Below are 20,355 nucleotides of genomic sequence, written 5' to 3' on the forward strand. Positions count from 1 at the left end.
TAGTGCTTCATCTGTAGTGGTTGCAAGAGGATTCAGGAATCCGGTTCGGCGGGCTTCCGGATCTCCGGTCAGAAGGAGCACACAGATGGCACGGAACGCGGAGCGCAGGGTGGCCCTGGTGAACGCCGCGGTGGAGGTGCTCGCGGCCGAGGGCGCGCGCGGCCTGACCTTCCGCGCGGTGGACGCGGCGGCGGCCGTCCCCACGGGCACGTCGTCGAACTACTTCACCAGCCGGGACGACCTGCTGCACCAGATCGACGCATGGCTGCACGAGCGGCTGGCCCCGGACCCGGCGGTGGTCGCGGAACTCCTTCGGCGGCCGCGGGACCGCGAGCTGGTCGCCGCGTTCATGCACGATCTGCTGGGCCGCGCCCAGCGCGACCGCACGGGCTATCTGGCCATGATGGAGATGCGTCTCGAGGCGGGGCGCAGACCCGAACTGCGGACGTCCCTCATGAAGTCGCTCCGCGGCGACCTGGACTTCGGGATCTCGTTCCACACCGAGTCCGGGCTCCCCGGCGGCGCGGAGACGGTGACCGTGCTCTACCTCGCCGCGCTGGGGCTCATCCTGGAACACCTGACGATGCCGGGGATGCTGGACGGCGCCGTGCCCGGCGTGAGCGTCCCCGAGGGGCTCATGGACCGGATCGTCCGCACGATCGTGCCGCAGGAGTAGCCGCCGCCACCCTGATGGCTGCCGGGGCTCAACTCACCTGCGGGTCCCGCCACATGGGCCACATCGTCGGCCCGTCCGGCAGCGCGATCCCGCTGCCGGTGCACGCGAAGCCGAGCCGCTCGTACAGCACACGGCTACGGTCGCTGCTCGCCTCCAGATACGACGCCACGCCCTCGCGGTCGCAGCGGTCGAGGACGGGCTCCATCAGCGCGGTGCCGAGGCCCTGGCCCTGTCGCGCCGGGTCCACGGCGATCATCCACAGGTATTCGTGCGCGCGGTCGCGCGGGTGGATCCCGGCGGTCAACCGGCCAATCTCCTCGACCCGTTCGTTGTCCGGGTCCACGGCGGCGCGCAGCTGCGCAGGGCCGTCGTCGCCCTCGTCCGGGCCGCCCGTCCCGTGCGGCCGGGAGGGCACCGACAGCCAGAGCGCGGCCGCGGCGCCGTCCTCGGTGATGTCGACATATCCCTCGCTCAGCGAGATGTCGGTGAACGCCGCCATGAGTCCGGCGTGCCTGCGGCGCCGGTGCGCAAGGCCGGGGAAGACCCAGCCGCTCACCGGGTCGTCCATGAACGCCTCGTCGAGCAGGCGCACAAGGTCCGCCCGATCGCCCTCCGTGGCCCTCCTGATCGCCACGCCCATGGCCCCGCCCCCTCACGTCGCGGCCCGCCTCAACGGGCCGTGTCCCTGCGCCGGTCGGCCGCCTCGCGCCGGCCCGCTGCAGCCTAGGCGATCGGTTCCGCACGCGTGTACGGGCCCCGCGCTCCTCCCGGAGTGCGGGGCCCGTCGTCATCTCAACTCCCTTCCCCTCCCCTGCTGATGGATTACCCCTAGTGACTACGCCGCGTCACGAACTCCGCCAGCGACAGCAGTCCGTCCGCGGCCTCCGGTGCCGGGACCGCCCTGGACAGCTGGTGCACGGCCCGGGACATCCGGTCCGCCGCGTGCAGCTGCGCCCAGTCGCGCCCCCCGGCGCGCTCGACGACCAGCGCCATGGCCTCCAGCTCCCCCTCCTTCGGCGGGCCGTCCTCCGGTCCCACCACCCCGTAGAGCGCGGCCAGTTCACCGGCTTCGGGCGTACCCGAGGCCAGCGCCGCCACCACCGGCAGCGACTTCTTGCGCACCGCGAGATCGGCGCCCGCCGCCTTGCCCGTACGGGCCGGATCCCCCCAGATCCCTATGACGTCGTCGATCAGCTGGAACGCGAGCCCGGCCTGTCTGCCGAACCCGTCGAGGGCAGCGACCTCCTCCTCTCCGGCCCCCGCGTACAGCCCCCCGACCGCGCAGGCGCAGCCGAGCAGCGCGCCCGTCTTCGCCTCCGCCATGACGAGGCACTCGTCCAGCGTGACCTGGTCCGGTTCACGCCTCTCCAGGGCGACATCGGCGACCTGGCCCTCGCACAGCTCCATCACACAGGCCGCGATCCGGACCGCCGCCGGCCGGGCCGCCGGGTGCGGGTCCTCGGCGAGCAGCCGCTGCGCGAGCGCCTGGAGCGCGTCGCCCGCCAGGATCGCGTCGGCGTCCCCGAAGACGGTCCACGCGGTCGGCCGGTGCCTGCGCGTGGTGTCCCGGTCCATGACGTCGTCGTGCAGGAGCGTGAAGTTGTGGACGAGTTCCACGGCCGCCGCCGCCCGTACCGCGAGCTCCGGAGCGCCCCCCAGCGCCCGTACCGCGGCGAGGACGAGCGCCGGCCTGATGGCCTTGCCCGCGTGCCCCGCGGCCGCGGTGCCGTCCGCCTGCTCCCACCCGAAGTGGTAGCGCGCGATGCGGCGCAGCGACGCGGGCAGGGTCTCCACGGCCCCGCGCAGCTCCGGGTCGACCTGCGCCCTGGCCTGCGCCAGGATCACCGCCGCTTCCTGGCCGACCGCGGCCACCTCTGCGTCCCGTCCGCCCGGTCCCCCTTGCTGCTGCGGCGCTATGGACTGCTTCGTCTGCGTCTTGAGCTTCAACGCCACCTGCCGATCTCGACGTTCTCCAGGACGCCGAGCGCGTCCGGCACGAGCACCGCCGCCGAGTAGTACGTCGTCACCAGGTACGAGATGATCGCCTGCTCGCTGATGCCCATGAACCGCACCGACAGGCTCGGCTCGATCTCGTCCGGGATACCCGCCTGCTGGAGGCCGATGACGCCCTGCTCCTCCTCGCCGGTACGCATGCAGATGATCGACGTCGTGCGCGCGTCGGACACGGGGATCTTGTTGCTCGGGAAGATCGGCACCCCGCGCCAGGTCGGGATGCGGTTGCCTCCCATGTCGATGGACTCCGGAACGAGCCCCCGCTTGTTGCACTCGCGCCCGAACGCCGCGATGGCACGCGGGTGGGCGAGGAACAGCTTCGATCCCCGGCGGCGGCTGAGCAGCTCGTCCATGTCGTCCGGGCTGGGCACGCCGTCGTGCGGCTGGAGCCGCTGCTCGTACTCGCAGTTGTTGAGCAGGCCGAACTCCCGGTTGTTGATGAGCTCGTGCTCCTGGCGCTCCTTCAACGCCTCGACAGTGAGCCGGAGCTGATGCTCCGTCTGGTTCATCGGCTGGTTGTACAGGTCCGCCACGCGCGAGTGGATGCGCAGGACGGTCTGGGCGACGCTCAGCTCGTACTCGCGGGGCGCCGCGTCGTAGTCGACGTACGTACCCGGGAGCACCGCCTCGCCGACGTGGCCGGCGGAGACGTCGATCTGCTTCTCGCCGAACTTGTTCGCCCGCTGCGCCGGGATGGACCGCAGCGCTCCCAGGTGCCCGGCGAGGCTCTCGGAGCGCTCCGAGACCTGCTCCAGGTCCTGGCGGGGCAGCGCGAGCACGGTGCACGCGGTCACGGCGCGCGCCGTGTACTCCCAGATGGCCTCCGGGTCGAGCAGCGCCTGCTCGCCGAAGTACGCCCCGTCGGCCAGGACCCCGAGGACCGCGTCGTCCCCGTAGGGGCCGGTGCCGACCTTCTCGACCTTGCCGTGGGCCAGCAGGAAGACCTCGTCCGCGGGGCTGCCGAACGAGGCGAGCAGCTCACCCGGCGCGTACTCCCGCTGCCGGCACCGCACCGCGAGCTCCTCGAGCACCTCCTGGTCCCCGTAGTCCCGCAGCACCGGCAGTTCGCCGAGCTCCGCGGGGATGACCCGCACCTGGTCTCCGGTCTTCACGAACGTCACGCGTCCGTCGCCGACCGAGTAGCTGAGCCGCCGGTTCACCCGGTACGTGCCGCCCTGCACGTTCACCCAGGGCAGCATCCGCAGCAGCCACCGGGAGCTGATCTCCTGCATCTGTGGCGCGGACTTGGTGGTGGTGGCCAGATTCCGCGCGGCGGATGTGCCGAGACTCTGCTGCGGCCCGGCCTGCTCCGTGCGGACTTCTTCGCCTACCGACATGGGCTATGCCTCCCGATCAAGAACTGACCTGCGGCGACAAGACTTCCAGCACGCATTGTGGCCGCGCCATTACACAAACGAGCGGGGTTGGGTGAGAGTGGACGGGGCACGATGCCCGTTTTTCCGGGTAGGGAACTTCAGGACGGCGGAACTTCAAGATCCCGGCGGGCGTTCAACCGGTACACCGAGGCACTGATGACGGGAGACAGCAATGACAGGCTTCCTGGACCGCGCCAAGGAGCAGGCGCAGCGAGGACTCACGCAGGGCAAGCAGAAGCTGGACGAGGTGCAGGCGCAGCGGGCGGGCGGCGACCTCCTGAAGAAGCTGGGCGCGACCTACTACGCGGAGCGGAAGGGCACCGGCACCCCCGAGGCGACCCAGGCCGCGCTCGGAGCCCTGGAGCACCACATCGCGGAACACGGGGACGGCTTCCTGCGGAGCTGAGGCCGCCGCACCGCCTCCCATCCGACCGCACGTAGGCACGTACGCGTGTACGCCTGCGCTCCCCCTGACCGGAACAGCCCGCGATGACCGGAACGGCTCGCACGCGATGCGAACAAGTAGTTCCGGTGGGCCGGTTCGGGTACAAGCGGCGTACGAGACGGACGCGCCCCGCTTCCGTCGCGCCCCGCGAAGGAGGCGGCATGGCCCCACCCATGTCCGCGAGCAGCTTCCTGGACGCCCTCAGGCGCGAAGGCCTGACGGTGGTCGAGGTCGGCGACTGGAGACACCACAACCGCAACCACAAGGGACCCTGGGGCCCGGTGAACGGCGTGATGATCCACCACACCGTGACGTCGGGCAGCAAGCAGACCGTCGACCTCTGCCGGAAGGGGCGCGCGGACCTGCCGGGGCCGCTGTGCCACGGCCTCATCACGAAGGACGGCCGCGTCCACCTCGTCGGCTACGGCCGGGCCAACCACGCGGGTCTCGGCGACGACGACGTGCTGCGGGCGGTCATCGCGGAGAAGGCGCTGCCCCACGACAACGAGGCGAACACGGACGGCAACCGCCACTTCTACGGCTTCGAATGCGAGAACCTCGGCGACGGCGAGGACCCCTGGCCCACCGCGCAGCTGGAGGCCATCGAGAGGGCGGCGGCCGCGGTGTGCCGCCATCACGGCTGGACGGAGCGCTCGGTGATCGGCCACCTGGAGTGGCAGCCGGGCAAGGTCGACCCGCGCGGCTTCACGATGGCCTCCATGCGAGGGCGCATCCGCGACCGGCTCAAGTAGCCGCCCTCCGCACACGGCCGCGCGGCCCGCGCCCTCCCGCTTGCACAATGAGCAGGTGACCCCGCACCTCCCGTGCCCGCCCCTGCACCCCCGGCTGCCCTCGCCGGTGGAGCCGGTCGCCGACGACCGGTTCCACCGTCACGGCGTGCGGCTCCTGCTCAAGCGCGACGACCTCATCCACCCCGACCTGCCCGGCAACAAGTGGCGCAAGCTGGCCCCGAACCTGGCAGCGGCGACCGCCGCGGGCCATGGCACGCTGCTCACGTTCGGCGGCGCCTACTCGAACCACCTGCGCGCCACGGCCGCCGCGGGCCGCCTCCTGGGCCTGCGGACCATCGGTGTCGTCCGGGGCCAGGAGCTCGCGGGGCAGCCCCTGAATGCCTCTCTCGCGCGCTGCGCGGACGACGGTATGCGCCTGCACTTCGTCGACCGGACGACGTACCGGGAGAAGCGGGATCCGGCCACGCTCGCGCGCATCCTGCGCGAGGTGGCGCCGCCCGACGGTGGCAGGGACACGCCCTACGTCGTCCCGGAGGGCGGCAGCAACGCCGAGGCCGTCCGCGGCTGCGCGGAGCTCGGGCAGGAACTGCAAGGCGCCGCCGGCGTGGTGGGCGTCGCCTGCGGCACGGGCGGCACGCTCGCCGGACTCGCCGCCGGGCTCGGCGAGGGGCAGCGAGCGCTCGGCATACCCGTCCTGAAGGGCGGATTCCTCGGCGACGAGATACGCACCCTCCAGGAAGCGGCGTTCGGCGGTCCGCGGGGCGACTGGTCCCTGGACGAGCGCTTCCACTGCGGCGGCTACGGCCGCACCACCCCCGCCCTCCTCGCCTTCGCCGAGGACTTCGAGCAGCGTCACGGCCTGCCCGTCGAGCGCCTCTATGTGGCCAAACTCCTGTACGGGCTGCTCACTCTCACCGGGGAGGGCGCGTTCGCGCCGGGCACCCGGCTCATGGCCGTCGTCACGGGAACGCCCTCTCCGTAGCGGCCGGTCAGTCGCCGACCTCCCGGTAGGCCGCCGCCTCCTCCAGGTCGAGCTTGCGCAGCAGCGTGCGCATCATCTCGTCGTCGATCCGCCGCTCGTCCCGCATCCGTACGAAGACCTCGCGCTCGGCCGCGATGGCCTCCCGCGTGAGCCTGCGATAGGTGTCGTCGGCGGACTCCCCCGTCACCGGATTGGCGTGGCCGAGCCGCTCCCACACGGAGTTGCGGCGGCGCTCCAGGACGGTCCGCAGCCGGTCCTCCAGAGGCTCCGGCAGACAGTTGCGCTCGTCCTCCATCAGCTCGTCCACGCGCTCCTCGGCGGCCTGCGAGGCGGCGTTCTGCGCCTGCGCCTCGGCGAGCGTCTCGGCCTGCGTGTCGCGTCCCGGAAGCTTCAGGATCCTGATCAGCCAGGGCAGCGAGAGCCCCTGCACGACGAGGGTTCCGATCACGGTCGTGAACGTCAGGAACAGGACCAGGTTGCGAGCGGGGAAAGGGCTCCCGTCGTCGGCGAACAGCGGGATCGAGAAGGCGATCGCGAGCGACACGACACCGCGCATCCCGGCCCAGCTCACCACGAGCGGCCGCCGCCAGTCGGTGTCCCGTTCCCGCTCCCTGATCCGCGCCGACAGCCACCAGGGCAGATAGGTCGCCGGATACGACCACACGAACCGCATCACCACGACGAGCACGAAGACCGCGACGGCGTACCCGAGGGCCTCCCCGACGCTGTACTCGCCGAGGTCCTTGAGGACGAAGGGCAGCTGGAGTCCGATGAGCGCGAAGACCGCCGACTCCAGGATGAAGGCGACCACCTTCCACACTGCCGCCTCCTGGAGCCGTGTCTCGAAGTCGACCTGCCAGGAGCGATGCCCCAGGTAGAGGGCGACCGTGACCACGGCGAGCACTCCGGAGGCGCCGACCTGCTCGGCGGCCGCGTAGGCGACGAACGGGATGAGCAGGGAGAGCGTGTTCTGGAGGATCGCCTCCTTCAGGTGCGTCCGCAGCCAGTGCAGCGGCACCATCAGGACGAGGCCGACGGCGACGCCGCCGACCGACGCCACCAGGAACTCCCTGATCCCGCCCGCCCAGCTCGCGCCCTCCCCGACCGCGGCGGCGAGCGCCACCTTGTAGGCGGTGATCGCGGTGGCGTCGTTCACCAGGGACTCGCCCTGGAGGATCGTCGTGATCCGCGCGGGCAGCCCCACCTTGCGCGCGATGGCCGTCGCGGCGACCGCGTCCGGCGGGGCGATCACCGCACCCAGGACCAGCGCGGCCGTCAGCGGCAGATCGGGGATCAGCTCGTACGCGAGCCAGCCGACGGCGACGGTCGCGAACAGCACGTACCCGACGGAGAGCAGCGCGACCGGCCTGACATTGGCCCGCAGGTCGAGGTACGAGCTCTCCAGGGCCGCGGTGTGCAGCAGCGGCGGCAGGATGAGCGGCAGCACGATGTGCGGGTCGAGCGTGTAGTGCGGCACTCCGGGCAGGTACGACGCCACGAGTCCGACCGCGACGAGCAGCAGCGGCGCGGGGACCGGGGTCCGGCGCGCGGCCCCCGCGACCGCCGCGCTCGCCGCGATCAGTGCCACCAGGGGCAATACGTCCATCAGCCCGTCCCTCCGCCGTCCGCCACGCCGCCGCCCGTCGTAACCTGGCCATCATGAACGAGTGCCCGCACGTCGACGCGCTGCCTCAGCCCGAACCCGCGCCCCTGAGCGACACCTGCCTGGAGTGCCTCGCGGCCGGCAGCCACCCGGTGCAGCTGCGGCTCTGTCTGGAATGCGGGCATGTGGGCTGCTGCGACTCCTCGCCCATGAAGCACGCGACGCAGCACTTCAAGGAGTCGGGCCACGCGGTGATCCGGACGTTCGAGCCCGGCGAGAGCTGGCGCTGGTGCTTCGTGGACAGCCTGCTCGTCTGAGGACCGCGCCGGTTTGCGGTTCGACCGTGCGAGGCCTGGGTACGTCAACCCGGCGCCCGCTCTTTCCAATTGAGTCCGCACACCCTCTAGCCACTGTCCGTACTCATAGGCTTACTATGAGTGACACCAACGGGCCGGGGGTCCCTGGGACAGAAGACTTGGGCGCGCGGTAGCGTCACCGCTGAACACATAGCGCGTCACCCGGGGGACGTACCCTCCGGAGCCCGAAAGTGCTTGTACCACCATGGAGGTGAGGGTGTCCCAGATCGCAGGCGAGCCCGGGAATCAGGACTTCGTAGAAGTCCGGCTGCCGGCTGCGGGTGCCTACCTGTCGGTGCTGCGGACGGCCACGGCCGGCCTCGCGGCGCGTTTGGACTTCACCCTCGACGAGATCGAGGACCTCCGCATCGCGGTCGACGAGGCGTGCGCGATCCTGCTCCAGCAGGCCGTGCCCGGCTCGGTGCTCAGCTGCGTCTTCCGGCTCGTCGACGACTCGCTGGAGGTGACGGTCTCGGCGCCCACCACCGACGGCCGAGCCCCGGAGCGCGACACCTTCGCCTGGACTGTGCTGTCGGCCCTCGCGGGCAAGGTGGACTCCACGGTCGCCGACGACAACACCGTCTCGATCAGCCTCTACAAACAGCGCGGCGCGGGTCCCGGGCCGGCGTGACGAACGGGGACGGGCCGGTGCGGGACGAGAAGCACGGCACACAGGACCTCCCGGCCGACGGCGGGGACGGGATGCGGCGGCTTGCCGACGGCATCCCCGAACAGCAGGCCCGGCCGCACCCGGAGGACCCAACGGACCTCGAACGGCCGGGTTCGCAGGCGGTGGCCGATGCGTCGGAGCAGGCAGAGCCGGCCGGCGGGGAGAAGATCTCCGCAGGACCGGACGCGCGACGGGCGGGATGGATGAGCGAGCACGAGCGACACGGTGACCAGCAGCGCACGCACGATCCTCGGGACCGCAGCGGCGCACGGCTGATGTTCATCGAGCTGCGCACCCTGAAGGACGGCAGCCCGGAGTACGCGGACCTGCGCAATCAGCTGGTCCGCATGCATCTGCCGCTCGTCGAGCACCTGGCCCGCCGCTTCCGCAACCGCGGCGAACCGCTCGACGACCTGACCCAGGTCGCCACGATCGGCCTGATCAAGTCGGTGGACCGCTTCGACCCGGAGCGCGGCGTGGAGTTCTCCACGTACGCGACGCCGACGGTCGTCGGTGAGATCAAGCGGCACTTCCGCGACAAGGGCTGGGCGGTGCGCGTCCCGCGGCGTCTTCAGGAGCTGCGTCTCGCGCTGACGACGGCGACGGCCGAGCTGTCCCAGCTGCACGGCCGCTCCCCCACGGTCCACGAGCTCGCCGAGAAGCTGGCGATCTCGGAGGAGGAGGTCCTGGAAGGCCTGGAGTCGGCCAACGCGTACTCCACGCTGTCCCTGGACGTCCCGGACACGGACGACGAGTCGCCTGCCGTGGCGGACACACTGGGATCCGAGGACGAGGCGCTGGAGGGCGTCGAGTACCGCGAGTCCCTCAAGCCGCTCCTGGAGGACCTGCCGCCGCGCGAGAAGCGGATCCTGCTTCTTCGCTTCTTCGGGAACATGACGCAGTCGCAGATCGCGCAGGAGGTCGGCATCTCCCAGATGCACGTCTCGCGCCTGCTGGCCCGCACCCTGGCCCAGCTGCGCGAGAAGCTCCTCGTCGAGGAGTGAGCCCCGAGGAGTGAGACCCGAGACGTACGGGCCGGCTACTTCTGGCCCGGTACGTCGCCCGCGGCGCCCGGGGTCGTGATGCCGAGCGCCCGGGTCGTGGCCGGGTTCACCAGGAGCACCAGCGCCGTCACCGCGACGACGGCGAGCGCGATCCCGCCCGGGATCATCACGCTTTCGGCCTGGAGCAGCGTGTAGGCGACCGGCAGCGCCATGATCTGCGTGATGATCGCGGGCCCCCGGCTCCAGCTGCGCCGCTTCAGCAGCCCGCGCGCCGCGATCAGCGGCAGCAGCGCGAGGACGGCGAGCGTGACACCGCCGGTCACGGCCTGCTCGGGGTTGTCGGGGTGACCCGCGAGGCCCATGACGAGCATGGCGACGCCGCCGACGAGCAGGGCGGCCCCCTCGAGACCGGCCAGCGCGGCGGCCGCGGTCAGCCGCCCGGGGCGCGGGCCGTCGTCGATGGTCGCGGCGTCTTCTGGGCTGGGGTTCTGCTCTGAGGTCACCCAAGCAGGGTAGCCCTCGGCCCGTACCTCCCGGCCGCCCCGGGTGGGGCCCGCGGGACCCCGGTTTCTTACCCGACTCCTACCTCGGTCTGGGCCGAGTACCACCCGGTAGGTACCCTGCTTCGCATGCGTGCACTTCTTGTGGTCAATCCGGCGGCAACCACCACCAGTGCGCGCACGCGTGACGTACTGATCCACGCGCTCGCGAGCGAGATGAAGCTCGAGGCGATCACCACGGAGTACCGCGGGCACGCCAGGGACCTCGGCCGGCAGGCCGCGGAGAGCAAGGACATCGAACTGGTCGTGGCCCTCGGCGGCGACGGCACGGTCAACGAGGTCGTGAACGGCCTGCTGCACCACGGCCCCAACCCGGACCGCCACCCCCGCCTCGCCGTCGTCCCCGGCGGCTCCACCAATGTCTTCGCCCGCGCCCTCGGCCTGCCGAACGACGCGGTGGAGGCGACGGGCGCCCTGCTCGACGCTCTGCGCGAGGGCCGGGAGCGCACGGTGGGTCTCGGCCGCGCGGGCGGCACGCCGGGCACGGCGGACGAGGCGGCCCCGTCCCGGTGGTTCACGTTCTGTGCCGGTCTCGGGTTCGACGGAGGCGTCATCGGCCGGGTCGAACAGCAACGCGAACGCGGAAAGCGATCGACACACGCGCTCTATTTGCGCCAGGTCGTACGCCAGTTCCTCGGCGAGCACGACCGCCGGCACGGCGCGATCACACTGGACCGGCCGGGTGAGGACCCCGTCACCGATCTGGTCCTGTCCATAGTCTGCAATACCTCCCCATGGTCATATCTGGGGAACAGGCCGCTCTACGCGTCCCCTCAAGCGTCCTTCGACACCGGCCTTGACGTGCTGGGACTCAAGAAATTGTCCGCCCCTTCGGTGGCCCGTTACGGCACCCAGCTGCTCACCTCGTCACCCGACCGGGGGCCCCACGGGAAGAACGCCGTGACCCTGCACGACCTGACCGACTTCACCTTGCAATCGAAGGTCCCCCTGCCCCTCCAGATGGACGGTGACCACCTGGGGCTGCGAACGAGCGTGACGTTCACAGGCGTACGCCGTGCACTGCGTGTGATTGTGTGAGTGGAAGAGCCCAAAGTCCTTTATCTCGAACGTTTGGGCCAGGATCCACCCCATGGAAGTACGGCTGTGACCTAGCCGACACCGAGGAATCAAAAAAAACTTTCCTGAAGGGGTTGTATCCGCCGCCGAGGTTTGCGAATCTCTACATGGCGCTCGGGACGGCCCGCAACATCGGCCCCCACAGAGAGCCCGAACCCCCTCCTCAACACACAGGACATCGTCGCAGATGTGACGAAAGTCCCTTCCGTTGTCAGGGGATTCGTGAAAGCGTTCACATTCACAAGCAACCCGCACGTAATACCAAGGAGAGGTAGCAGCCATGGACTGGCGTCACAACGCCGTTTGCCGCGAGGAAGACCCCGAGCTCTTCTTCCCCATCGGCAACACCGGTCCTGCGCTGCTGCAGATCGAGGAAGCCAAGGCCGTCTGCCGCCGCTGCCCCGTCATGGAGCAGTGCTTGCAGTGGGCGCTCGAGTCCGGCCAGGACTCCGGCGTCTGGGGTGGCCTCAGCGAGGACGAGCGCCGCGCAATGAAGCGTCGCGCCGCCCGCAACCGTGCTCGCCAGGCCAGCGCCTGACGCCCACGCCCCCCACGAGCCTGAGCCCGGCGGCGCGTACAGCGAGTACGCAACTCCCGCCCCCGAGCCGCAGCGCGCAGTACCCCCGATGCTCCACCCAGGCTCCGCCCGGGATGTAGACCGGGCAACGCGAACAGTGAGCCCCGGACCCAACGGTCCGGGGCTCACTGGCGTTTGCGGCTGTGTCGGTTTGCCGGCGCGGCGCCCCCGGCGCCGGGCCGGCTACTTGTCGGCGGTCACCGGGATGTCGAGGACGACCCGTGTGCCGCCGCCGGGCGCCGGGACCATGTCGAACGATCCGCTCAACTCGCCCTCGACCAGTGTGCGTACGATCTGCAGGCCCAGGTTGCCTGCCCGCTTCGGGTCGAAGCCCTCGGGCAGGCCCACGCCGTCGTCGGTGACGGTGATCAGCAGGCGAGCGTCCTTGGTGGTGCCGCCGCGTACTGCGGAGACCTCGACCGTGCCGGTGTCGCCCTGACGGAATCCGTGTTCCAGGGCGTTCTGCAGGACCTCGGTGAGGACCATCGACAGCGGGGTGGCGACCTCGGCGTCCAGAATGCCGAAGCGGCCGGTGCGCCGACCCGTGACCACGCCCGGTGAGATCTCCGCGACCATGGCGAGCACCCGGTCGGCGATCTCGTCGAACTCCACGCGCTCGTCCAGGTTCTGGGAGAGCGTCTCGTGGACGATGGCGATGGACCCGACGCGGCGTACCGCTTCCTCCAGGGCCTCGCGGCCGCTGTCGGAGTCGATGCGGCGGGCCTGGAGGCGCAGCAGCGCGGCGACGGTCTGGAGGTTGTTCTTCACCCGGTGGTGGATCTCCCGGATGGTCGCGTCCTTGGTGATCAACTCCCGCTCTCTGCGGCGCAGTTCGGTGACGTCGCGCAGGAGGACGAGGGAACCGATGCGGGTGCCCTTGGGCTTGAGGGGGATCGCGCGGAGCTGGATCGACCCCTCCTCCCCCTCGATCTCGAACTCGCGCGGCGCCCAGCCGCTGGCCACCTTGGCGAGCGCCTCGTCCACCGGGCCGCGCGACGGGGCGAGTTCGGCCGTCGTCCGGCCGAGGTGGTGCCCGACCAGGTCGGCGGAGAAGCCGAGCCGGTGATACGCGGAGAGCGCGTTCGGCGACGCGTACTGGACGACGCCGTCCGCGTCGAGGCGGATGAGACCGTCGCCGACACGCGGGGAGGCGTCCATGTCGACCTGCTGCCCCGGGAACGGGAAGGACCCGGCCGCGATCATCTGGGCGAGGTCGGAGGCCGACTGGAGATAGGTCAGTTCGAGGCGGGAGGGGGTACGGACCGTGAGCAGGTTCGTGTTGCGGGCGATCACGCCGAGGACGCGCCCTTCCCTGCGTACGGGGATGGACTCGACCCGTACCGGGACCTCCTCGCGCCACTCGGGGTCGCCCTCGCGGACGATGCGGCCCTCGTCGAGGGCGGCGTCCAGGAGGGGGCGGCGGCCGCGCGGGACGAGATGGCCGACCATGTCGTCCTGGTACGAGGTGGGGCCGGTGTTGGGCCGCATCTGCGCCACGGAGACGTAGCGGGTGCCGTCGAGCGTGGGGACCCACAGCACGAGGTCGGCGAAGGAGAGGTCGGAGAGCAGCTGCCACTCCGAGACCAGCAGATGCAGCCACTCGAGGTCGGTGTCGCCGAGGGCCGTGTGCTGGCGTACGAGGTCGTTCATGGAGGGCACGGAGCCGAGGGTACCTGGCGCGTTCGGCCCCGAAGACACCCGCGGGCCGCGGCGCCTGGGAGGGACCCTCAGCCCTCCCGGCACCGCAGCCCGGAGTTGCAACAGCCGTCGGGTGTGCGGTCCCGTCGGCCGTGTGAGGACCCGCCGCAGTCAGGGCAGAGAGCGCCGGCTCCTCGGTCCGTCCTCCTGTGCGGGGAGGGCGGAGGCTTTACCATCCCATTGTGGACTAGACCATTCTGTCATGTCTACGCGTTGGACGATGTTTGTTGTTGTGTCTTCGTATCCGCTTTCACGGCCGCGGGCCAGGCCGCCATCGCCAGGCCGGCGAGTGACTCGAGATCGCTCCGGCTCGCACCGTCGCGGGCCTGCTGGGACATCCCCTGGAAGACCGCCCCCACATAGCGTGCCAGAGCCGCCGCGTCCGTGTCGGATGGAAGCTCCCCTTCCGCGATACCCGCCCGGATTCGGGTCTCGAAAGCGGCGATATCCGCCTGCCGCCGGCCGCGCAGGGCGTCCTCGATCCCGGGTGTGGTGCAGTTGGTCGCCGCGTGGACGACCAGGCAGCCGTGCGGCAGGCCGGGGCGCGTGAACGCGGCCGCGGCCTCGTGGAGCAGGCGGGCCAGCGCGGCGCGGGCCGTGGGTTCCTCGGCGCAGGCGCGCTCCCCGAACGAGGCGTGCGCGGCGCTGTAGAACCTGACGACCTCGTCGAACAGCGTCTTCTTGTCGCCGAAGGCCGCGTAGAGGCTGGGGGCGCCGATGTCCATGGCCCGGGTGAGGTCGGCGACCGTCGTCGCCTCGTAGCCGTGTTCCCAGAAGGCGCGCGTCGCCTTCTCCAGGGCGGCGTCCCGGTCGAAGGAGCGGGGCCGTCCGCGCTGCTTGGTCGCCATCCGCGAATTCTATAGCGGGCGCTAGAGAAGAGCGGGCGCCGCGGAGGAGCGGGCGCTGGAGAAGACGGTGGGAGTCAGTGCGTCTCCGTCACCTTCGCCAGCGCCCTCGGGGCGTCCGGGTCCTGGCCGCGGGCGATGGTGACCTCGTACGCGAGGAGCTGGAGCGGGATGATCTCCAGGACCGGCTGGACCTCCTCCGCGACGCCCTCGGTCGGTAGGACGAACCCGGCCGACGCCTGGTCCACCTGGGCCTTGGGTCCGATGACGACGAGGTCGGCGCCGCGGCCGCGCAGCCGGTCGAGCACAGGCTGGAGCATGCTGCCGCCCTTGCCGTCCGTGACGACGGCGATGACCGGCGAGATGTTGTCGACCATGGCGAGCGGGCCGTGCAGCAGGTCGGCGCCCGAGTAGGACAGGGCCGGGATGTAGCTGGTCTCCATGAGTTTGAGGGCGGCCTCCTTGGCGGTCGGATAGCCGTAGCCGCGCGAGGTGATCACCATGCGGTCCGCGAAGCGGTAGCGGGAGGCGAGGGTGCGCACCTCGTCCTGGCGGTCCAGGAGCTGCTGGGCGAGGCCGGGCAGCACTCTGGCCGGCGAGCCGTCGCCGCCGCGCAGGCCCTCGACGAAGAGGTAGAGCGCGAGCAGGGACGCGGTGTAGGTCTTCGTGGCCGGGAGCGCCTTCTCGGGGCCCGCCATGATGTCGATGTGGTGCTCGGAGACGGCGGCGAGCGGCGAGTCCGGGTTGTTGGTCACCGCGAGGGTGATCGCGCCGGCCGCGCGGGCCGCCTTCGTGGAGGCGACCAGGTCGGGCGAGCCGCCCGACTGACTGACGGTGACGGCCAGGACGTCGCGCAGGTCGGGCCGGGCGCCGTACGCCGTCGTGGTGGACATGGAGGCCAGGCCGCAGGGCATCCCGAGCTGGATCTCCAGCAGGTACTTCGCGTAGAGGGCGGCGTTGTCGGAGGTGCCGCGGGCGGTGAGCAGGACGAAGCGGGGTGCCTGCGCCACGACCAGCCGGGCCACCTCGTGGATGCGCGGAGCGCCGGCGTCCAGGAGGCGACGCAGCACCGCGGGCTGCTCGGCCATCTCGCGGGCCATGATCCGGCCCGGCTGCTCGCTCTTCGGGGCCGATGGGGTGGCGGTCATGCGGACTCCTCCGGAGGGGCGGTCGCGGGTGCGGCGGGCGGGGCCGGCCGGGGCTCCTCCTGTGCACGCTTCCTTCCACTCTGGCGGCTGACGCGGGCGCGCGCCTGGCCGAGTCGGTTCGGGCGCGACGGCTTCGAGGTGCCGTCGGCGCGGGGAGCGCCGAGCATGGTCGGACGGCGGGCGTACGCCCCGTGACCGGGCGGGCCACCTCTGCTAGATTGGTCTATACCACATGCGCAGCATCACACCCTCGACCAGATCGGCAGGCCCAGCGTGGAAGTTGTGATCGTCCCGGACGCCAAGGCAGGCGGCGAGCTCATCGCCGAGGCGATGGCCCAGCTGCTGCGCCGCAAGCCCGACGCCCTGCTCGGTGTGGCCACCGGCTCGACCCCGCTGCCCATCTACGAGGCGCTGGCGGCCAAGGTCGGCGGCGGCGAGGTCGACGCGTCGAAGGCCCGTATCGCCCAGCTCGACGAGTACGTGGGACTGCCGACCGGACACCCCGAGTCCTACCGGGCGACCGTGCTGCGCGAGGTCGTCGAGCCACTCGGCCTGAGCGAAGGCTCCTTCATGGGCCCGGACGGCAGCGCCGAGGACGTGCAGGCGGCCTGCGAGGCGTACGACAAGGCGCTCGCTGCCGCCGGCGGTGTGGACCTCCAGCTGCTCGGCATCGGCACCGACGGACACATCGGGTTCAACGAGCCGTGCTCGTCGATCGCCTCCCGTACGCGGATCAAGACGCTGACGCAGCAGACCATCGCGGACAACGCGCGCTTCTTCGACGGCGACCTCGGCCAGGTGCCGCGCCACGTCATCACGCAGGGCATCGGCACGATCCTGGAGGCGCGGCATCTGGTGCTGCTCGCCACCGGCGAGGGCAAGGCGGACGCCGTGGCGGCGACCGTCGAGGGGCCGGTGGCCTCCGTGGTGCCGGCGTCGGCGCTTCAGCTGCACCCGCACGCGACGGTTGTCGTCGACGAGGGGGCGGCGTCGAAGCTCAAGCTCTCCGAGTACTTCCGGCACACGTACGCGAACAAGCCCGCTTGGCAGGGGCTGTAGGGGCGACCTGAACCCACGCGCCGGCCGCCCCGTGTTGGGGTGGCCGGCGTTTTCGTGCGTCTGCGGGCCGTCGGTGGTTTGTGCCCAGGGCGGCAGGTCACTTACTGGTGATGGCCTCGGCGGCAGCCAGACCGCACACCCGGGCCGCGCCGTGTGTCGCCACGTGCAGGGCTCCCTGCGGCGGTGCCTGCGGTACCCCCATCTCGACCACGACCGTGTCGGGGCGGGCCGCGAGGAGCGTGTCCAGCGACTGAGCCATCCACGCGTGGCGGTGGGCGTCGCGGACCACGGCGACGATGCGGCGGTCCCCCGCCGCGGCCAGGGCGGCTGCGCCCGCGTCCGCGCCGGAGAAGCTGCCGGTCTCCGTGCCGGGCAGGAGCCGCTCCAGTTCGGCGGCGACACCCCACGGCGTCTCGTCGCCGACCGCGATGTTGGCGACGGGCGTGAAGGCGGCGACGTACGGCGCCTCGGCGACGGGGGCCGCGTGCTCACCGCGCGTGACGGTCACCGCCCGCCGCGCCGCGACCAGTCCGATCCCGGAGTCGGGCGCGCCCCCCGAGTGCTCGGCCGCGCCCGGCCCCGAGGTCCATCGGGCGAGCGAACGCACCCTGGCCGCGGCGTCGGCGAGCCGCTCCTCGGGCAGGTCGCCCGCGTGCACCGCGGCGACGAGGGCGTCGCGCAGCCGCAGGACCGTGTCGTCGTCGGCGAGCCCGCCGCCGACACAGATGGCGTCGGCGCCGGCCGCGATGGCGAGGACGCTGCCGCGCTCGATGCCGTACGTGGCGGAGATGGCCTGCATCTCCATGCCGTCGGTGACGATCAGCCCCTCGTAACCCAGTTCCTCGCGGAGCAGGCCGGTCAGGATGCGGCGCGAGAGGGTGGCGGGGCGGTCCGGGTCCAGGGCGGGGACGAGGATGTGGGCGCTCATCACCGCGCGCGTGCCGGCCGCGATCGCCGCGCGGAACGGCGCGAGTTCACGCTCGTGGAGCACGTCGAGGCCCACGTCGATGCGGGGCATGTCGTGGTGCGAGTCGACGGCGGTGTCGCCGTGGCCCGGGAAGTGCTTGGTGCAGGCGGCGACGCCCGCGGACTGGAGCCCGGTGACGTAGGCGGCGGTGTGGCGGGAGACGAGGCCGGTGTCGGCGCCGAAGGACCGTACGCCGATGACGGGGTTGGCCGGGTTGGAGTTGACGTCCGCGGACGGGGCCCAGTTGAGGTTGACGCCGCAGGCGGCGAGGCGGCGGCCGAGTTCGGCGGCGACGGACCGGGTGAGCTCCACGTCGTCCACCGCGCCCAGGGCGTGGTTGCCGGGGAACGAGGAGCCGGAGCGCACCTCCAGGCGGGTGACGTCACCGCCCTCCTCGTCGATGGCGACCAGGACGTCGTCGCGCTCGGCGCGCAACTGGGCGGTCAGGGCGGCGAGTTGCTCGGGCGAGACGATGTTGCGGCCGAACAGGCCGACGGAGGCGAGGCCTTCGCCGAGCCGGCGCAGCACCCAGTCGGGGGCGCTGGTGCCGGTGAAGCCGGGCTGGAGGACGGTGAGCGCGTCACGGGTGAGGGTGTCGGTGCCGCGTGCGGTGAGTGTCGTCATCTGGCGGTGTTATCCCTTCACGGCGCCGTCGGTGAGGCCGCTGACGGCCCTGCGCTGCAGGAAGACGAAGAGGATCAGGATCGGGATCGCGAAGAGCGAGGACGCGGCCATGGTCGCACCCCAGTCGTCGCCGAAGGCGGTCTGGAAACTGGAGAGCCACAGCGGCAGCGTCTGTGCCTCGGGCGACTTGTTGAGGACGAGGACCATCGGGAACTCGTTCCAGGCGGTGATGAAGCCGAACATCGAGGTCGACATCAGGCCGGGCGCGAGCAGCGGCAGGATCACCCTGCGGAAGGCCTGCATGCGGGTGCAGCCGTCGACCATCGCGGACTCCTCCAGCTCCCTGGGCACGGCGGCGACGAATCCGCGCAGCGTGAGGAGGGTGAAGGGCAGGATCATCACCATGTAGAAGAGGGTCAGCGGGACGAGGCTGTTCAGCATCGACGCGTCGCGCACGATCATGTAGATCGCGATGACCATGACTTCCCACGGCGCCATCTGGGCCAGCATGAAACCGATGATGAAACCGCGGCGGCCCTTGAACCGCATCCGCGCGAGGGCGAACGACGCGGCCAGGCCGATGACCAGCGAGAAGACGACGGCGAGCACGGTGACGGTGACCGAGTTGCGTACCAGCGTCCAGAAGTTGTCGGCGCCGAACGCCGTCCTGAAGTGCTCGAAGGTGATGTCGGTCGGGAACCAGACGGGGTTCTCGCTGATGATGTCGCCGGTCGGCTTGAGCGCCGTGGCGAACATCCAGTAGACGGGGAAGACGAAGCCGATGAACAGGATCACGGCCGTCACGTTGGGCCAGGCGCGGCGGAACGTCGACGAAGCAGAGCGCTTCACAGCTCGTCCTCCTCTTGCTTGAGCACGATCCGGAGGTAGTAGGCGGTCAGCACGAGCAGGATCAGGATCGTCAGGACGGCGATCGCCGCGCCCATGCCGAAGTGCTGGTTGCCGACGCCCTCGATGTACGCGTACACGGGCAGGATCTCGGTGAGCCGGTCGGGGCCGCCGCCGTTGATCGTGAAGACCTGGACGAACGCCTTGAAGACCCAGATGATCTCGAGGAACGTCGTCGCGTAGAGGAAGGGCCGCAGATACGGCAGGGTGACCGAGAGGAAGCTCTTCCAGGGGCCGGCGCCGTCGAGGGACGCGGCTTCGTAGAGCTCCTTGGGGATGGTGGTCGTCGCGGCGTAGAGGTTGATCGCGACGAACGGGATCGACATCCAGACGATCAGCACGGTGACGACGAAGAACGTCGACATCTGGCTGCCGGTCCAGCTGTAGTCGGCCATGGAGTGCCAGCCGAGCTTGTCGAGGACCCAGTTGACGACGCCGAAGCGTTCCGCGAACAGCCACTGGTAGACGGTGGTCGCGGCGACGACGGGCATCGCCCAGGCGAGCACGAGCCCGACGAGGAGCAGGACGCGCATGCGCTTGCCGAGCCGGGCGAGGAGCAGGCCGACGAGGGTGCCGATCAGCATGATCAGGACGGCGTTGACGAGGGTGAAGACGATGGAGCGTCCGGTCACCCGCCAGAAGTCCGAACTGGTCAGCACCTCTTGGTAGTTGTCGAAGCCGTTCCACTCGGTGACATGCTGGATCAGCTGCCCCATGTTGAGGTTCTGGAACGACAGGAGCCCGTCCTTGAGCAGCGGCCAGCCGAGGAGCAGCACGGTGGCCGCGACCGCGGGAAGCAGCAGCAGATAGGGCGCGAACGCCCCGGCCCGTGCGCGGGCCTGCTTTCTCGGTCCGCCGGATCCCCCGCCGTCCGCTTTCAGGACCTCCGCCGGACCGGAGGGCGGCCGTTCGGTCTGCACGGTCATGCTCGCCATCTCTTTTCTGGGCCTGCCGGGACACCGTGGACCCCGCGGGGGGCGGAGGGCCTGCCGGCACTCTCCGTCCCCGCGGGGCCTG

At 71.0% G+C, this 20,355-nt stretch carries 21 protein-coding genes; 10 read left to right on the forward strand and 11 right to left on the reverse strand.

Annotated features, from left to right (window positions below; genetic code table 11):
- Positions 1 to 85 precede the first annotated feature (85 nt).
- On the forward strand, positions 86 to 676 hold the full coding sequence (locus ACWFR4_RS08565) for a TetR/AcrR family transcriptional regulator (RefSeq protein WP_453651607.1): 591 nt from the start codon (positions 86 to 88) through the stop codon (positions 674 to 676).
- Between the two features lie 28 nt (positions 677 to 704).
- On the opposite strand, the gene ACWFR4_RS08570 is transcribed toward ACWFR4_RS08565, so the two are convergent.
- From ACWFR4_RS08570 to ACWFR4_RS08580, 3 genes are all read right to left on the reverse strand, one after another.
- Positions 705 to 1,316 carry a GNAT family N-acetyltransferase gene (locus tag ACWFR4_RS08570; RefSeq protein ID WP_453651609.1) on the reverse strand — a complete coding sequence of 204 codons (612 nt, stop codon included), beginning with the start codon at positions 1,314 to 1,316 and terminating at the stop codon, positions 705 to 707.
- A 188-nt stretch (positions 1,317 to 1,504) separates the two neighbouring features.
- On the reverse strand, positions 1,505 to 2,593 hold the full coding sequence (locus ACWFR4_RS08575; protein WP_453651858.1) for a family 2 encapsulin nanocompartment cargo protein polyprenyl transferase: 1,089 nt from the start codon (positions 2,591 to 2,593) through the stop codon (positions 1,505 to 1,507).
- A 26-nt stretch (positions 2,594 to 2,619) separates the two neighbouring features.
- The gene (locus ACWFR4_RS08580; RefSeq protein WP_453455254.1) at positions 2,620 to 4,026 is read right to left on the reverse strand and encodes a family 2B encapsulin nanocompartment shell protein; all 1,407 of its coding nucleotides are present in this window, start codon (positions 4,024 to 4,026) and stop codon (positions 2,620 to 2,622) included.
- 211 nt (positions 4,027 to 4,237) lie between these two features.
- Here ACWFR4_RS08580 and ACWFR4_RS08585 point away from each other — a divergent pair, with 211 nt between their 5' ends.
- The 3 genes from ACWFR4_RS08585 (at position 4,238) to ACWFR4_RS08595 (ending at position 6,244) form a co-directional block, all read left to right on the forward strand.
- Positions 4,238 to 4,471 carry a hypothetical protein gene (locus tag ACWFR4_RS08585; protein ID WP_453455251.1) on the forward strand — a complete coding sequence of 78 codons (234 nt, stop codon included), beginning with the start codon at positions 4,238 to 4,240 and terminating at the stop codon, positions 4,469 to 4,471.
- A 200-nt stretch (positions 4,472 to 4,671) separates the two neighbouring features.
- A complete protein-coding gene (locus ACWFR4_RS08590; protein ID WP_453651611.1) occupies positions 4,672 to 5,262 on the forward strand; it encodes an N-acetylmuramoyl-L-alanine amidase in 591 nt (196 codons plus the stop codon).
- A 55-nt stretch (positions 5,263 to 5,317) separates the two neighbouring features.
- Positions 5,318 to 6,244, forward strand: coding sequence for a 1-aminocyclopropane-1-carboxylate deaminase/D-cysteine desulfhydrase (locus tag ACWFR4_RS08595; protein ID WP_453651613.1), 927 nt, complete (start codon positions 5,318 to 5,320; stop codon positions 6,242 to 6,244).
- Positions 6,245 to 6,251: 7 nt separating this feature from the next.
- Here the strand turns inward: ACWFR4_RS08595 and ACWFR4_RS08600 are convergent, their stop codons facing one another.
- Positions 6,252 to 7,850: a Na+/H+ antiporter gene (locus ACWFR4_RS08600; RefSeq protein WP_453455245.1), complete on the reverse strand. Its 1,599-nt coding sequence runs from the start codon at positions 7,848 to 7,850 to the stop codon at positions 6,252 to 6,254.
- A gap of 53 nt (positions 7,851 to 7,903) precedes the next feature.
- On the opposite strand from ACWFR4_RS08600, the gene ACWFR4_RS08605 reads away from it, so the two are divergent.
- From ACWFR4_RS08605 to ACWFR4_RS08615, 3 genes are all read left to right on the forward strand, one after another.
- Positions 7,904 to 8,164 carry a UBP-type zinc finger domain-containing protein gene (locus ACWFR4_RS08605; RefSeq protein ID WP_453455242.1) on the forward strand — a complete coding sequence of 87 codons (261 nt, stop codon included), beginning with the start codon at positions 7,904 to 7,906 and terminating at the stop codon, positions 8,162 to 8,164.
- Positions 8,165 to 8,420: 256 nt separating this feature from the next.
- Complete coding sequence (locus tag ACWFR4_RS08610; RefSeq protein ID WP_100595936.1) at positions 8,421 to 8,834, forward strand: ATP-binding protein; 414 nt, start codon at positions 8,421 to 8,423, stop codon at positions 8,832 to 8,834.
- Positions 8,831 to 9,877, forward strand: coding sequence for an RNA polymerase sigma factor SigF (locus tag ACWFR4_RS08615; protein WP_453455240.1), 1,047 nt, complete (start codon positions 8,831 to 8,833; stop codon positions 9,875 to 9,877). Before ACWFR4_RS08610 ends, ACWFR4_RS08615 begins: the two co-directional genes overlap by 4 nt.
- A gap of 35 nt (positions 9,878 to 9,912) precedes the next feature.
- Here the strand turns inward: ACWFR4_RS08615 and ACWFR4_RS08620 are convergent, their stop codons facing one another.
- On the reverse strand, positions 9,913 to 10,380 hold the full coding sequence (locus tag ACWFR4_RS08620; protein ID WP_453651615.1) for a hypothetical protein: 468 nt from the start codon (positions 10,378 to 10,380) through the stop codon (positions 9,913 to 9,915).
- 126 nt (positions 10,381 to 10,506) lie between these two features.
- Here ACWFR4_RS08620 and ACWFR4_RS08625 point away from each other — a divergent pair, with 126 nt between their 5' ends.
- Together ACWFR4_RS08625 and ACWFR4_RS08630 are read left to right on the forward strand one after the other, a co-directional pair.
- On the forward strand, positions 10,507 to 11,475 hold the full coding sequence (locus ACWFR4_RS08625; protein ID WP_453455235.1) for a diacylglycerol/lipid kinase family protein: 969 nt from the start codon (positions 10,507 to 10,509) through the stop codon (positions 11,473 to 11,475).
- A gap of 319 nt (positions 11,476 to 11,794) precedes the next feature.
- The gene (locus ACWFR4_RS08630; RefSeq protein ID WP_016639615.1) at positions 11,795 to 12,052 is read left to right on the forward strand and encodes a WhiB family transcriptional regulator; all 258 of its coding nucleotides are present in this window, start codon (positions 11,795 to 11,797) and stop codon (positions 12,050 to 12,052) included.
- Positions 12,053 to 12,274: 222 nt separating this feature from the next.
- Here ACWFR4_RS08630 and ACWFR4_RS08635 read toward each other — a convergent pair whose 3' ends face one another.
- The 3 genes from ACWFR4_RS08635 to ACWFR4_RS08645 form a co-directional block, all read right to left on the reverse strand.
- A complete protein-coding gene (locus ACWFR4_RS08635; RefSeq protein WP_453467872.1) occupies positions 12,275 to 13,741 on the reverse strand; it encodes a sensor histidine kinase in 1,467 nt (488 codons plus the stop codon).
- Between the two features lie 254 nt (positions 13,742 to 13,995).
- Positions 13,996 to 14,637: a TetR/AcrR family transcriptional regulator gene (locus ACWFR4_RS08640; RefSeq protein WP_453651617.1), complete on the reverse strand. Its 642-nt coding sequence runs from the start codon at positions 14,635 to 14,637 to the stop codon at positions 13,996 to 13,998.
- 74 nt (positions 14,638 to 14,711) lie between these two features.
- The gene (locus ACWFR4_RS08645) at positions 14,712 to 15,782 is read right to left on the reverse strand and encodes an SIS domain-containing protein (RefSeq protein ID WP_453467868.1); all 1,071 of its coding nucleotides are present in this window, start codon (positions 15,780 to 15,782) and stop codon (positions 14,712 to 14,714) included.
- Between the two features lie 273 nt (positions 15,783 to 16,055).
- Here ACWFR4_RS08645 and nagB point away from each other — a divergent pair, with 273 nt between their 5' ends.
- The gene (gene nagB / locus ACWFR4_RS08650) at positions 16,056 to 16,841 is read left to right on the forward strand and encodes a glucosamine-6-phosphate deaminase (protein WP_382603228.1); all 786 of its coding nucleotides are present in this window, start codon (positions 16,056 to 16,058) and stop codon (positions 16,839 to 16,841) included.
- Positions 16,842 to 16,938: 97 nt separating this feature from the next.
- On the opposite strand, the gene ACWFR4_RS08655 is transcribed toward nagB, so the two are convergent.
- The 3 genes from ACWFR4_RS08655 to ACWFR4_RS08665 are packed head-to-tail and all read right to left on the reverse strand — an operon-like array spanning position 16,939 to position 20,264.
- Positions 16,939 to 18,432, reverse strand: coding sequence for a glycoside hydrolase family 3 protein (locus ACWFR4_RS08655; protein ID WP_453651618.1), 1,494 nt, complete (start codon positions 18,430 to 18,432; stop codon positions 16,939 to 16,941).
- A 9-nt stretch (positions 18,433 to 18,441) separates the two neighbouring features.
- On the reverse strand, positions 18,442 to 19,281 hold the full coding sequence (locus tag ACWFR4_RS08660) for a carbohydrate ABC transporter permease (protein WP_405478625.1): 840 nt from the start codon (positions 19,279 to 19,281) through the stop codon (positions 18,442 to 18,444).
- Positions 19,278 to 20,264 carry a carbohydrate ABC transporter permease gene (locus ACWFR4_RS08665; RefSeq protein WP_453467864.1) on the reverse strand — a complete coding sequence of 329 codons (987 nt, stop codon included), beginning with the start codon at positions 20,262 to 20,264 and terminating at the stop codon, positions 19,278 to 19,280. Before ACWFR4_RS08665 ends, ACWFR4_RS08660 begins: the two co-directional genes overlap by 4 nt.
- Between the last annotated feature and the right edge of the window lie 91 nt (positions 20,265 to 20,355).

The sequence above is a fragment of the Streptomyces sp. NPDC055140 genome (assembly GCF_053607285.1).